Source organism: Variovorax sp. J22G73 (genome assembly GCF_030317035.1).
Classification (GTDB): domain Bacteria; phylum Pseudomonadota; class Gammaproteobacteria; order Burkholderiales; family Burkholderiaceae_C; genus Variovorax.
Map to the genome: position 1 here is coordinate 406,393 of NZ_JASZYK010000004.1, position 13,169 is coordinate 419,561.

Annotated in this window: 8 protein-coding genes; 2 read left to right on the top strand and 6 right to left on the bottom strand. The window is 70.3% G+C overall.

Going from position 1 to position 13,169, the window contains the following annotated elements:
- Positions 1 to 12: 12 nt before the first annotated feature.
- The 5 genes from QTI51_RS18430 to QTI51_RS18450 form a co-directional block, all read right to left on the bottom strand.
- Positions 13 to 1,830, bottom strand: a complete 1,818-nt coding sequence (locus QTI51_RS18430) for a peptidase domain-containing ABC transporter (RefSeq protein ID WP_116909440.1) — start codon at positions 1,828 to 1,830, stop codon at positions 13 to 15.
- A gap of 91 nt (positions 1,831 to 1,921) precedes the next feature.
- Entirely contained in the window at positions 1,922 to 2,251 is a 330-nt protein-coding gene (locus QTI51_RS18435) for a hypothetical protein (protein ID WP_116909441.1), read from the bottom strand.
- A complete protein-coding gene (locus QTI51_RS18440; RefSeq protein WP_116909442.1) occupies positions 2,248 to 5,424 on the bottom strand; it encodes a glutamate ligase domain-containing protein in 3,177 nt (1,058 codons plus the stop codon). The genes QTI51_RS18435 and QTI51_RS18440 overlap by 4 nt, the downstream gene beginning before the upstream one ends.
- Before the next feature lie 109 nt (positions 5,425 to 5,533).
- Positions 5,534 to 6,037 (bottom strand): peptidoglycan-associated lipoprotein Pal, encoded by a 504-nt coding sequence (gene pal, locus QTI51_RS18445; RefSeq protein ID WP_116909443.1) that lies wholly within the window; start codon positions 6,035 to 6,037, stop codon positions 5,534 to 5,536.
- A gap of 81 nt (positions 6,038 to 6,118) precedes the next feature.
- Positions 6,119 to 10,465, bottom strand: coding sequence for a hypothetical protein (locus QTI51_RS18450; protein ID WP_286516029.1), 4,347 nt, complete (start codon positions 10,463 to 10,465; stop codon positions 6,119 to 6,121).
- Positions 10,466 to 10,775: 310 nt separating this feature from the next.
- Here QTI51_RS18450 and QTI51_RS18455 point away from each other — a divergent pair, with 310 nt between their 5' ends.
- Positions 10,776 to 11,210, top strand: a complete 435-nt coding sequence (locus QTI51_RS18455; RefSeq protein WP_116909445.1) for a DUF1841 family protein — start codon at positions 10,776 to 10,778, stop codon at positions 11,208 to 11,210.
- An 80-nt stretch (positions 11,211 to 11,290) separates the two neighbouring features.
- On the opposite strand, the gene QTI51_RS18460 is transcribed toward QTI51_RS18455, so the two are convergent.
- A complete protein-coding gene (locus QTI51_RS18460) occupies positions 11,291 to 12,301 on the bottom strand; it encodes a LysR substrate-binding domain-containing protein (protein WP_116909446.1) in 1,011 nt (336 codons plus the stop codon).
- A gap of 115 nt (positions 12,302 to 12,416) precedes the next feature.
- Between QTI51_RS18460 and pcaH the strand changes: the two genes are divergently transcribed.
- A complete protein-coding gene (gene pcaH, locus QTI51_RS18465; protein WP_116909447.1) occupies positions 12,417 to 13,154 on the top strand; it encodes a protocatechuate 3,4-dioxygenase subunit beta in 738 nt (245 codons plus the stop codon).
- Positions 13,155 to 13,169 lie beyond the last annotated feature (15 nt).

Sequence of the window (13,169 nt, forward strand, 5' to 3'; positions counted from 1 at the left end):
GTACGGCCGGCGTCAGGCCATCGAACGGGAGGCCGCGGCCCCCGCGCCGTCTTCCGAATCGCCCACGGCCACCAGCGGCTTGCGCACGCCGAACAGCTTGGGCACCATCTCCGCGGCGGAGCCCTGCTCTACATTGCCCTGGCCGGTGACGTGGTAGACCACGCTGGCCGCCGAGACGATGCGCAGCGAGTGCGTGACCACCACCACCGTGCGCACCTTGGCCACCGCGAGCAGCGTGGCCAGCAGGTTGCGCTCGCTTTGAAAGTCCAGGTCGTTGCTGGGCTCGTCGAGCACCAGCACCGAGGGCTTGCGCAGGAAGCTCATGGCCAGCGCGAGCTTGCGCCGCTCGCCCACCGACACGCCGGTGCCGCCCTCGCCCACGCGCGTGCGGTAGCCGTCGGGCAGGCGCGACAGGAAGTCGTGCGCGCCCGAGAGCTTGCAGGCCGCCACGATCTGCTCGTCGCTCTGGCCCGGCGCGCCGCGGCGCATCACGTCGATGAGCGGGCCGCCGAACCAGTACACCTCCTGCGAGAGGTAGCTGATCCAGCGCGAGAGTTCTTCGCGCCCGAACTGCGACAGGTCGTACTCGCCGATGCTGATGGTGCCGCGCGTGGGCTCGTACAGGCCCGACAGCAGCTTCACCAGCGTCGACTTGCCCGCGCCGTTGCGCCCGACGATCACGTGCAGGCCACCGGGGCCGATGTCGAGGTCGACGTTTTCCAGCACCGGCTGCTGCGCGGTCTCGCTGAAGCTGAAGCTCACGTCCTTGAAGGTGATGCGGCCCAGCGGCTGCGGCAGCGTCATGCCGGTGGGCGGCTTCTCGACCGGCTCGCCCAGCACGGTCTCCAGGCGCTGCGCGGCTTCCTTCGCGGTGGCCAGCGAGCGCCAGTTCGACACCAGTCCGGCCACCGGCTGCAGCGCCTTCAGCGCGAGCATGTTGGAGGCGACCAGGCCGCCCACGGTCATCCATTGCTCCATGACCGAGATGGCGCCCACCGTCACCACCACCACCGAGAACACCGTGAGCAGCACGGTGGTGCCGTCGCGCGTGGTCTCGATCTGGCCGTTCTTGGTGAAGCTCTCGGTGAGCCAGGCGTTGTACGTCTGGCGCCACATCTCGATGGTGGGGCCGTCGTTGGACTGCGTCTTGAGCGTCTCGCGCGCGTTGCAAATCTCCGACGTCATGCGGTCGAGGCCACGCCCGCGCTGCACTTCTTCCACGCGGCCGGAGCGCACCTCGTCGGCCCACCACCACGCCAGGAACGACATGATGGCCAGGAACAGCGCCACCACCGGGAGCACCGGCAGCGCGACGATGCCGATGACGATGAGCGCGAAGACGGCCATGGGCAGGTCGAAGATCGACTGCGCCAGCCCGCCGGTGACGGTGCCGCGCACCGAACCCACGTCGCGGAAGTACAGCTGCCACGACGACGCGGGCCGCGCCTCGAGCGCGCGCAGCGGGCGCGAGAGCATCGAGTTGAGCAGCGCGCCCGACACACCGTGGTCGATGATGGCGCCGGCATTGCGCAGCAGGCGCGAGCGCCGCGTGCGCAGCCAGAACTCGATGCACAGGAAGAACAGGATGCCGCTCACCAGCGCGGCGAGCGTGGAGAAGCCGCTGCGCGAGAGCACGCGGTCATACACCTGCAGCAGGAAGATCGAAGGCAGCAGCCCGAACAGGCTGATGGGCAGCGAACGCCAGGCCGCGCTCTTCACGAGCGGGTACGCGTCGCGAAAGGCCGCGTTCAATGCACCCGCATACGGGCTGGCACCGGGCGCTTCGGGCGTGTCGGCGACCAGCTGGCTGGGCAAGAGGAACTTGATCATGGGAAAGGGCCGATCCGTCGGGCAATGACGCCTGCGTCATTATCAACTGTTACCCGATTGTTACAAGGCAAAAATTCACCCGATGCGCACATCAGCACACCGGTGTTTGCCCCTTCACCGGACCGGCCCGTTCCGCTCGCTGCGGCCCGTGTGGCGCGGGGCTTCCCGTGACCGCGCAACCGACCGCCTTCCCTGACCTGGACGCCTGCTTGACCTGGGGCAAACCCTCGGCGAACGCGAGCGCGATGTTGGCGCACAGCAGCATGCACACCACCCATGCGAACAGCAGCTGGAGCCAGCCGAGCCACCATCGGCGCGCGGACGGCTGCAGCGACTGGAGGGGTTGCAAGGGTTGCAGTGGCTGCAACGAGGCCGTGGCCTCATGCTCGAAGTTCGGCTGCAGGAGCGCGTTCCATCTCATGGCAATGCTTTCAAAACCCGGGCGAGCCGGGACAGGCCGACGCCGGCGGAACTCTTCGCGAGCACCCAGTCGCCTGGCTGCAGGAGTCCGCCGAGCGCGGTCGACAAATCGGACACATCGACGAACCAGTGCGAGCGCACCTTGGTGCGAATGCGCGCATGCAGCGCGCGCATCATCGGCCCGCACAGCAGCACGCGATCGGGTTGCGAGGCCAGCAGCTCGGCCTCCAGGTCGAGGTGATGGCGCTGCGCGGCGGGGCCCAGCTCCTGCATGTCGCCCAGGATGGCCACGCGGCGCGCGGGCTCGCAGGGCGCCTGCGACAGCAGCTCGAGCGCGGCGCGCATGGAGCTGGGGTTGGCGTCGTAGGTCTCGTCGATCAGCTTGAAGCTGCCGCCGCCGATGTGAATGGTGTGCAGCGCACCGCGCCCGCCGGGCGGTTCGAAGTGCGCGAAGGGTTCCACCGCCGCGCCCAGCGGCAGGCGCAGGGCCTGCAGCGCGGCGAGCGCGGCGATGGCGCTGGCGCCCATGTGGCGCCCCGGTGCATTGAGCCGCAGCTGAAAGGGCTCGCCCGCCACCAGCGCCTGCACCTCGCCGTGGTCGAAGGCGAGCAGGCGCACGTCGGCCTCAGGGTGCTCGCCGTAGGTGAGCGTCTGCAGCTGCTGCTGCGCGGCCACTTCGGCGAAGGTCGCGAACTCGGGCATGTCGCGGTTCAGCACCACGGTGTCGCCCGGCGACATGGCCAGGAAGAAGCGGGCATCGAGCCGCGCGGCGGCTTCCGAAGGGCCACGGTGTTTCTGCGACGCGGACGACAGGCCCGTCACCACCATCAGCGAAGGCCGCACCAGCTGCGCCGACACCGGCATCTGCGAGCTGCCCAGCTCGAGCACCCAATAGGCCGCATGGCGCGGCATGCAGGTCATGTTCCATGCAATGCCCGAGGGCATGCTGACGCTGCCTTCGGGCACGCCCACCTCGCCCCACACGGTGAGCGCGCTGGCGAGCATGGCGGCCACGGTGCCGCTGGCGGCCCCGCCTGCCGCGCCGTGGCCCACGCCGGCGCTGCTGCTGCTGTTGTTCCCATTCGTCGCGCCGTTCACCGCACCGCTGCCCAGCACCGCGCACACGCGGCCCGTGAACTCGGCGCGCGCATGGTCGCCCAGCTCCAGCACCGCCTGCAGCACGTTGCCCACCTTGAGCACGGGCACGCGCTTGTCCAGGTGTGGCTTGGGGTCCGTGCACAGCACGGCCGCGGCCGGCTGCAGCACGCCCTTGAGCGTGACGGCGGCCAGCGCCGTCTTCGACGGCCGCGCCTGGTGGTCGAACACCACGCGGCCCTTGCGCATGTAAGAGCGCTGCGCCACGCCGGTGGCGCGCCAGCCGTCGTCGGGCTTGACCACCCAATCGCCGCCGGTGACGCGCGCCATTTCGCTCGCGGTCCAGGCGGCGCCGTCGTCGCGCGCGGCCGCGCCGGCGCCGGTGGCGATGCCGCCGACGCTGTTCATGCCGGGCAGCGCGCGCCGCTCCAGCAGGTAGCGGTGGTACGCGGCGAAGCCCGACACGTACTGCTGCACGTCGTCGATGCGCACGCGGAACGAATGGTGGCGAATGAAGAACGAACCCACCACGCTCGACGGCCGGCGGAAGTACATCGCCGTCTCGGGCCAGAAGAAGCCGTTGAGCAGGTAGTGCGCGCGGTAGTCCAGCGCGCGGTAGAACTTCTCGGTGTCCAGCTCGTCGAGCAGGTGCCGCATGGCGGGCATGCCTTCCAGGCGCTGCAGCATCTGCTGCGCGGCGAGCATGAGCTCCAGCAGCGTCGGAAACGTGGTCTTGCGGTCGAGCACGAAGTCCAGGTAGCCCGCCACGTTCTGCAGCCCGAAACGAAAGTACTTCTCCTGCGGGCTCCAGTGCGTGAGCTCGTTCACGCAGCAGCTCAGCCAGTGGTCGTGCGACTGCCAGTGCTGGCTGGCGATGAAGTGGTCGAAGGCCTTTTCCACCACGGCCAGCCATTGCGGATCGCGCGTGAGGCCGTACAGCCGCATGAGCGCGAAGGCCGCCTCGCCGTCGTAGTAGATGATGCGCGAGGCCTGCTTCACCGCCAGGTCGCTCGCATGCAGCACGTGGTTGAAGCGGCCCGTGGCCGGGTCCTGCAACGAGACGATGCCCAGCGCGAGCTTTTCCAGCAGCGCCAGCCAGTGGCGCGTTTCCATCAGCTCGCAGTACTTCACCAGCGCGAGCACGCAGGCCGCGTTGCCGCCCAGCTTGATTTCGCCGCCGGTGTCGACCAGGTAGGACACCACGCGCCCGTCGGACAGCGTGTAGTCGCGGATCAGCGCGGTGGTGAGGTGGTCGAGCGCGCGCTCGATGGCAAAGCGCAAGGTCTCGTCGCGCGTGAGCTCCCAGGCCTCGAGCATGGCGTGCAGCGTGCTCGCGTGGCGCATGGCGTCGTAGGTCGGAATGCGGCGGTCGAAGCACGGAAAGTAGCCGTACACGAACAGGCCGTCGCTCTGCACCTGGCGCGCCAGGTAAGAGGCGCCGCTGCGCACCAGGTCGAGCACCGACTGCGGGTTGAGCGCGGGCAGCTGGCGCCGCCCCGCGTCGAGCCCCGTGCCGACCAGCTTGTGCACCACGCCGTCGGGCTGGCAGAACACGCCCACGGTGGCCAGCAGGTACACCGGGTGGTCAGCGGCCATCTCCAGCGGCGGCGTGCGCTCGAAGCGCGCCTGGCCGTACACCTCGAAGTTGCGCGGGTTCACCACCGAATGCGGAATGGTGGAGTCGCCGCTCAGCATGGCGTTGGCGTTGAGCTCCTGCTCGGTGAAGGCGAGCGCGAAGTCCTTGTCGAAGGCCAGGCCCAGGCGAAAGTAGTTGCGCTTGACAGCGGTGAGCTGGGTCTTGAACTGGGCCCAGTCCATCGGGCTCGCGCCCTCGACCCAGTCGATGCGCAGCCACGGCGAGACGATGCCGCGCTCGCGCACCCATTGCTCGACACGCTCGGCGCCTTCGCGCCAGGCGGTCTCGAAGTCGGCGGCGCGCGCGTGCACCACGTGGGCACGCTGCGAGCCGTCGCTGACGGAGAAGAACAGCGTGAACGCCGGGTACGGCGCCGGCAGTGCCGCGCACACGGACGCGAGGCGTTCGTGGCAGGCGTGGAGCTGGTCTGTGAAGGACATCATTCGGCCCCGATCGAGTGCGGGAAACCGTCCGCGCCCCTCATCTGCTCTCGCTTCGATGAGGTGGGCGCGGCGCGGAAACTGCCGTCGAAGTCATCGCGGTTGATCCGGTTCAGCGGTAGCTGAATTCGGCTCGGCGATTGAGCTGATAGCCCTCCTCGGTGGTTGCGGTCGACGCGGGCTTCTCGGTGCCCCAGCTGATGGCCTCGATGCGCTCGGCGGGAACGCCGAGCTGCGTGAGCGCGCGCTGCACCGAGTCGGCACGGCGCTGGCCGAGCGCCAGGTTGTATTCGCGCCCGCCGCGCTGGTCGGTGTTGCCTTCGATCACCACGCGGCTGGAGGTGCGGTTGCGCATGTAGCTGGCATGCGCCTCCACGATCTCGCGGTCCTGCGGGCGGATGTTGTATTTGTCGAAATCGAAGTAGACGATCTTCGAGACGCCGGCCGGTCCGTTCTGCACCGGCGGCGGCAGCGGCGGTTCCACCTTCGCCACCGCGCTCTTGGCCTTGTTGGAGTAGTAGTAGGTCGCATCGTCGCGGCCGCTCTTGGGGGCCGCGCAGCCCACGAGGGCGGCGCCGAGCGCGACGATGGTGAGTATCCGGAAATTCTTTTTCATGACGATCCTTTCGAGGGACAGGCCGGTGGTGGCCTGTCCCTGGTGCTGCGACTCCCTCTCCCCTCCTTGCGATGTTCCTGATCAGCCCAGCAGGCCGTGCAGAACGTTCGTCACGGGAGACAGGGCGGTACCGACCGGGCTGTGCTCGACCAGGCTGGTGATCGGGGTCACCACGTCGGTCACCAGCGGGGCGACCGCGTGCTGCACGCTGCTCACCACGTCGGCCACCGGAGACGCCGCGCCCGACGAGCCGGCCAGGATGTCGGTCACCGGCGAGAGCGCTTCGGAGACCGCGTGCGTCGCGGTGGAGACCACCGGCAGCGCATCGGTCAGGCTGGTGACCGGCTCCAGGATGTTGGCCACCGGGCTGCTGCCACCGGTCAGGCCGCCGAGCAGGCTGCCCACCAGGCCGTCGTGGCCCAGCAGGCTGCCGACGAGGCCATCGTTGCCGAGCACGCCGTCCAGCACGCCGCCGGTGCCGCCACCGGTCACGCCGTTGAGCAGGCCGCCGACCACGCCGTCGCTGCCCAGCACGCCGCCGAGCAGGCCACCGGTGTCGCCACCGGTCACGCCGCCGAGGACGCCACCCAGGAGGCCGTCGCTGCCGAGCACGCCATCGAGCAGGCCGCCGGTGTCGCCACCGGTGACGCCGCCGAGGACGCCACCCAGGAGGCCATCGCTGCCGAGCACGCCGTCGAGCAGGCCACCGGTGTCGCCACCAGTCACGCCGCCGAGGACGCCGCCCAGGAGGCCATCGCTGCCAAGCACGCCGTCGAGCAGGCCGCCGGTGTCGCCACCGGTCACGCCGCCGAGGACGCCGCCCAGGAGGCCATCGCTGCCCAGCACACCGCCGAGCAGACCGCCGTCGCCGCCGAGGACGCCACCCAGAAGACCGCCGTCACCGCCGAGCACGCCGCCCAGGAGACCATCGCTGCCCAGCACACCGCCGAGCAAGCCACCGTCGCCACCGAGGACACCGCCCAACAGGCCGCCGTCACCGCCGAGCACGCCACCCAAGAGACCGTTGTCACCCAGCACACCGCCGAGCAGACCACCGTCGCCGCCGAGGACGCCGCCCAACAGGCCGCCGTCACCGCCGAGCACGCCACCCAGCAGGCCGTCGTCGCCCAGCACACCGCCGAGCAGGCCACCGTCACCACCGAGGACACCGCCCAACAGGCCGCCGTCACCGCCGAGCACGCCACCCAGCACGCCGCCGAGCAGACCACCGTCGCCACCGAGGACACCGCCCAACAGGCCGCCGTCACCGCCGAGCACGCCACCCAGCAGACCGTCGTCACCCAGCACACCGCCGAGCAGACCACCGTCGCCACCGAGGACGCCGCCCAACAAGCCGCCGTCACCGCCGAGCACGCCACCCAAGAGACCGTCGTCACCCAGCACACCGCCGAGCAGGCCACCGTCGCCGCCGAGGACGCCGCCCAGAAGGCCGCCGTCACCGCCGAGCACGCCACCCAGCAGACCGTCGTCACCCAGCACACCGCCGAGCAGACCACCGTCGCCGCCGAGGACGCCGCCCAACAGGCCGCCGTCACCGCCGAGCACACCTCCCAGCAGGCCGTCGTCACCCAGCACGCCACCCAGCAGGCCATCGCCGCCGATGAGGTTGGCCACGCCGTCTGTCAGGTAGTCGACCTGCGTCGCCACGCCGTTGAGCAGCGCGCTCGTCGTGCCGGTGCCGAGCAGCTGGTCGGTCAGCGGGCTCACCAGGCCGCCCACGCCGCTGGTGACCTGGCCCACGAGGCCGTCGACCGGGTCGAGCACGTTGGGGTCGTTCGCCGTGAAGCTGGTGCCCAGCACCGGGCCCAGCAGGCCGTCGACCGTGTCGGTCAGGCTGTCGGTGAGGCCGACGACCGGTCCGAGCACATTGCCCAGGCCCAGGCCGCCGAGCACGCCGTCGTTCAGGCCGTCGACCAGGTTGCCGACCACGTTGTCGACCGGGTCGAGCAGCGCCGCGCCGGTGCCGGGGGTGCCGCCACCGCCGATGCCGCCCAGCACGCCGCCGAGCAGGCCACCCAGCAGCCCGTCGCTGCCGAGCAGGCCGCCGACCGGGCCTTCGTTGCCCAGCAAGCCTCCCACGAGGCCGTCAGGTCCGAGCAGGCCGCCGCCGAGGCCGTCGCCGCCGAGGACGCTGCCCAGCGGTACGTCGCCACCCAGCAGGCCGCCGAGCAGGCCGTTGTCGCCCAGCAGGCCACCCACGATGCCGTCGCCGCCCAGCAGGCCGCCGACCGGGCCGTCTTCACCGAGCACGCCGCCCAGCAGGCCGTCGTTGCCCAGCAGGCCGCCCAGGAGGCCGTCGTTGCCGAGCAGGCCACCCACGAGGCCGTCTCCACCCAGCAGGCCGCCGACCGGGCCGTTGTCGCCCAGCAGGCCACCCAGCAAGCCGTCGTTGCTCAGCAGGCCGCCGAGGAGACCGTCGTCGCCGAGCAGGCCACCCAGCAGGCCTTCTTCGCCGAGCAGGCCGCCGACGGCACCGCCCAGCAGGCCGTCGTCGCCACCGAGCAGGCCGCCCAGCGGGCTGTTGGTGATGAGGCCGGAAATCGCGCCGTCCTGGCCGAGCAGGTTGTCGACCAGGCCGCCATGGCCCAGCAGCTCGCCGGTGAGGCCGTTGCTGCCCAGCAGGCCGGCCAGGGCGCCGTCGCCGCCGAGCAGGCCGCCCACGAGGCCGTCGTCGCCCAGCAGGCCGCCCAGGGCGCTGTCGTCGCCGAGCAGGCCGCCCAGCAGGCCGCCTTCGCCGAGTGCGCCACCCAGCAGGCCGCCGAGGGCGCCGTCGTCGCCGAGCAGGCCGCCCACGAGGCCGTCTTCGCCGAGCACGTTGCCCAGCAGGCCGCCCAGGGCGCCGTCTTCACCGAGCAGGCCGCCGACCAGGCCGTCGTCGCCCAGCAGGCCACCGACCAGGCCGTTGTCGGCCAGCAGGCCGGCCACCAGGCTGCCTTCGCCCAGCACGTTGTTCAGCACGCCGCCCAGCGCGCCGTTGGGGCCGGTCAGCTGGTCGGTCAGCGCGCCCAGGCCGAGGCTGTCGGTCAGGCCGCTGATGATGCCGTGGTCACCGATGAGGTTGTTCAGGCCGTTGTCCAGCGCGTCGGTCAGGTAGTCGACCTGGTGCAGCACCGAGCCCAGGACGGCGTTGGTGCCGCCGGCGCCCAGCAGGTTGTCCAGCGCGGGGCTCAGGGCGCCGCCCAGCAGGTGGGTGACGCTGCCGACGGTGTTGTCGATCGGGTCGAACTGGTTGGGGTTGTTCTCGGTGAAGGTGTCGCCGAGCAGCGGGGCGAGCACGTCGTCCAGCGTGTCGGTCAGGCCGTCGACCACGTTGGTGACCGGCGTGAGCGCACCGCCCAGGCCGAGCGCGCCGCCGACGGTGTCGATGACCTGGTGGACGAGGCCGTCGCCCGGATCGAGGAGGTGGTCTGCGTCTGCGTCTGCGTCTGCGTCGGCGTCGGCGTCGGCGTCGGCGTCAGCGTCAGCGTCAGCGTCGGCGTCGGCGTCCGCATCGGCATCGGCATCAGCATCAGCATCGGCGTCCGCATCGGCATCGGCATCGGCGTCCGCATCGGCGTCCGCATCGGCATCAGCATCAGCATCGGCGTCCGCATCGGCGTCAGCGTCCGCATCGGCATCGGCATCGGCATCGGCATCCGCATCCGCATCCGCGTCAGCGTCAGCGTCAGCATCGGCGTCTGCATCCGCATCGGCATCACCGTCCGCATCCGCGTCCGCATCGGCGTCTGCGTCCGAATCGGCATCCGCGTCCGACTCACCGGGCGTCGTGGGGGTCGTCGGCGTGGTCGGGTCGTTCGGGCCGCCGGTGCCCACCAGGAACGGGGTCACGCTGTCGCTGCCGCCGCCACCGCCGCTGAGCGCGGCGCCCAGTGCCGCGGCACCCAGCGCGCCGAGCGCGAATTCACCCAGCCCGATGCCGCTGCCGGCCGCGAGCTTCTTGGTAACGGCCAGGGCAGCCGCGTCGGCGTCGCTGTCCGGGGGGGTCACCTGCAGGTCGCCCGAGGCGACATCCACGTTCACTTGTTCGAGGCCGCCGGGCAGCTTGGTCGAGCCGATGGTGGCGTCGGTGCCGCCGGTGAACACGCCGGCCAGCGGGGCCTTGTTGGTGGCCGAGCCGGGGAACAGCACGTTGGCATGGCCGTCTTGCGGCACGATCACGCGGTCGCCGGGCAACAGCGTCTGATTGCCATCGACGGGAATGCTGACACCGTCGCGCATCACTGCAACGCCCGGCGTGGCATTCGATAATGTGCCGACGCTGGCGGGGCCAGCGGCAGCGGGTGCCGCCGAGCTCACCGAGGCGGGGGCGCCCAGGGGAGTGACGGTGGCTTGAGCGAGAACCACAGGAGCTGCGCCAGCGGCGGCAAGTCCTTCGGTCGAATTGGTCGATGCTTGTTGAGCGGTCATGGCAGCCTCTGTGAGAAAAGATGTCTCTACAGGGGCAACATGCGTGCCGCTTTTCGCAGGTGCTTGAAGGCCCCCGTTACCCACCTCGCAAGCTATTGATTTTTATAGGTATTTTTCAAAAACACGGGTTTTCACGGAGGCCTGGAAACAGGTCGTAAGTACCTCAATCAGCGATTCGTTACGTAACGATGTAACGCCGTGTACCCGGAACGTCCGGCACAACTTGCGTGGCTTTTGCGGTGCTCTCGGTGGCGCGCGAAGCCACCGCGGCGGCGCCAAGCCACAGCCCTTTTTCTTTCTTCTTCTATATATGTTCAATCCCTCCCAGGAAGACGTGCGCCGCTTCTTCTGCGACGTGTACGCCAAGCACCGCCAGGGCCAGCCCATGGAAGCGCTGGAAACCATTGCCGCCGGCTGGATCGACGAGCACCCCGAGTACCACGAGGACCTGGCCGATGCCGACGCGGCGGTGGCGCGGGTGTACGACGGCTCGAACGGGCGCGAGAACCCCTTTCTTCACCTGTCGATGCACCTGTCGATCAGCGAGCAGTGCTCCATCGACCAGCCGCGCGGCATCCGCCAGGCGGTGGAACTGCTGGCCGCGCGCCGCGGCTCGCTGCTGCACGCGCACCACGAGGCAATGGACTGCCTGGGCCAGATGATGTGGGAGAGCCAGCGCGCCGGGCGCCCGCCCGACGGCGAAGGCTACGTGGCCTGCGTGCAGCGCCGGGCGACGAAAGACTAGGCGAAGGCGACGCCACCGGGCGGCTGAAAAGCTCAGCGACTGACTGACTGACTGACTGGCTGGCTGGCTGGCTGGCTGGCTTAGCCCGCCCGCTTCTTCCGCGCCGGCGACGGCACGGCGCCCTGCTGTTTCGCCGCCTCGCGCAACAGCGCGGCCATGGCCAGGCGCAGCGCCGATGGCTCAGCGTCGCTGCGCTGCAGCAGGCCGACCGGCTCCTCGGTGCCCGCGGTCTCGATGCGCAGGCGCACCAGCCGCCCCGCCGCCAGTTCCCCGCGCGCCGCGCCCAGCGGCGTGATCCACACCGCATCGGACACCGCCACCAGCGCGCTCGCCACGGCCACGTCCAGTGTCTGCAGCGCGTTGGTCGGCAGCACTAGGCCGCGCGCCGACAAGAAGCTCTCGGTGTTGTGGCGCGGGATGGTGCCCTCGCCGTACACCACCAGCGGGAAGCCCATCACCGCCTGCACCGACGCCGCCAAGGCCCGGCGCGCATGCGCAGGCGCGGCCAGCGGATGGCCCGCGCGCACCGCGAACACCAGCGGCTCGGTGTGCAGCAGCTCGAAGCTCAGCCCGCCCATCAGGCGCGGGTCGCTCATGCGGCCCACCACCAGGTCGAGCTCGCCGGCGCGCAGCTCGTCGAGCAGCGCGGCGTTGGCGGCGCTCTTCACCACGATCTGCACCTGCGGCCAGCCTTCGCGCAGGCGCGCCAGCGCCACCGGCAACAGGGCCGGCGCCACGCTGGGCAAGGCGCCGATGCGCAGCCGCTCGATGCGCCCGCCCGCGGCCGGCGCCACGGCCTGCGCGCTGGCGTCCAGCGCCTCGAGCACGCGCAGCGCGTGCGCCAGCAGTTGCTCGCCGGCGGCGGTGAGCCCCTGCACGCCGCGCCGCCCGGCGTTGCTGCGCTCGACCAGCCGCGTGCCGACGATGGCCTCCAGCTCCGACAACGTCTTGGACACCGCCGGCTGGCTCAACGCCAGCCGCTCGGCGGCGCGCGCGAGGTGGCGCTCCTGCGCCACGGCCACGAAGGAGCGCAGGTGGCGCAGCTGAACGTTGCGCAGGAAATCCTGGCGAAGGTCGACGGAGGTTTTCAATGCGCGTTGCTTAACCGCTGGTTATGGAGAACGTATCAATCTTCAATTTACATCATTGAACGGCGCTTCTAAAGTGGCGGCTTCCGGATTCGTCCCACGACAGGAGACAACGTTCATGTTGACCAAGACCAAAGACCTCGACGGCGGCGCATCGCCCGTCCTCACCCCGCGCGACTGGCAAGCCCACCCCAGCTACGTGTACCCGGGCTACAAGTCCACCATGAAGCGCGGCCCGCAGAAGCCGCTGATTCCGCTGAAGGCCTCGCTCGGCGAGCTGCAGCAGCCGGTGTACGGCCACGACAGCATCGGCGAGCTCGACCACGACCTCACGCGCAACGCGCGCAAGAACGGCGAGCCGCTGGGCGAACGCATGATCCTCACCGGCCAGGTGCTCGACGAGCACCGCCGCCCGGTGGCCAACACGCTGGTCGAGCTCTGGCAGGCCAACGCCTCGGGCCGCTACGTGCACAAGGTCGACCAGCACGACGCACCGCTGGACCCCAACTTCCTGGGCGCGGGCCGTTGCCTGACCGACAGCGAAGGCCGCTACCGCTTCCTCACCATCAAGCCCGGCGCCTACCCCTGGGGCAACCACCCGAACGCATGGCGCCCGCAGCACATCCACATGTCGCTGTTCGGCCAGAGCTTTGCGAGCCGCCTGGTCACGCAGATGTACTTCCCCGGCGACCCGCTGCTGCAGTACGACCCGATGGTCACCGGCACGCCCGAGCGCTATCGCAACCGGCTGATTGCCGACTTCAGCCTCGACATCACCGAAGAGGGCTACGCGCTGGGCTACCAGTTCGACATCGTGCTGCGCGGCGCGGACGAAACGCCTTTCGAAAACCGCTGAGCCGCCAGGAGACAC

Bases quoted from the DNA above. Each gene is read 5' to 3' on its own strand.
- pal (WP_116909443.1), bottom strand. From the start codon at position 6,037: ATGAAAAAGAATTTCCGGATACTCACCATCGTCGCGCTCGGCGCCGCC.
- QTI51_RS18450 (WP_286516029.1), bottom strand. From the start codon at position 10,465: ATGACCGCTCAACAAGCATCGACCAATTCGACCGAAGGACTTGCCGCC.
- QTI51_RS18430 (WP_116909440.1), bottom strand. From the start codon at position 1,830: ATGATCAAGTTCCTCTTGCCCAGCCAGCTGGTCGCCGACACGCCCGAA.
- QTI51_RS18440 (WP_116909442.1), bottom strand. From the start codon at position 5,424: ATGATGTCCTTCACAGACCAGCTCCACGCCTGCCACGAACGCCTCGCG.
- QTI51_RS18455 (WP_116909445.1), top strand. From the start codon at position 10,776: ATGTTCAATCCCTCCCAGGAAGACGTGCGCCGCTTCTTCTGCGACGTG.
- pcaH (WP_116909447.1), top strand. From the start codon at position 12,417: ATGTTGACCAAGACCAAAGACCTCGACGGCGGCGCATCGCCCGTCCTC.
- QTI51_RS18435 (WP_116909441.1), bottom strand. From the start codon at position 2,251: ATGAGATGGAACGCGCTCCTGCAGCCGAACTTCGAGCATGAGGCCACG.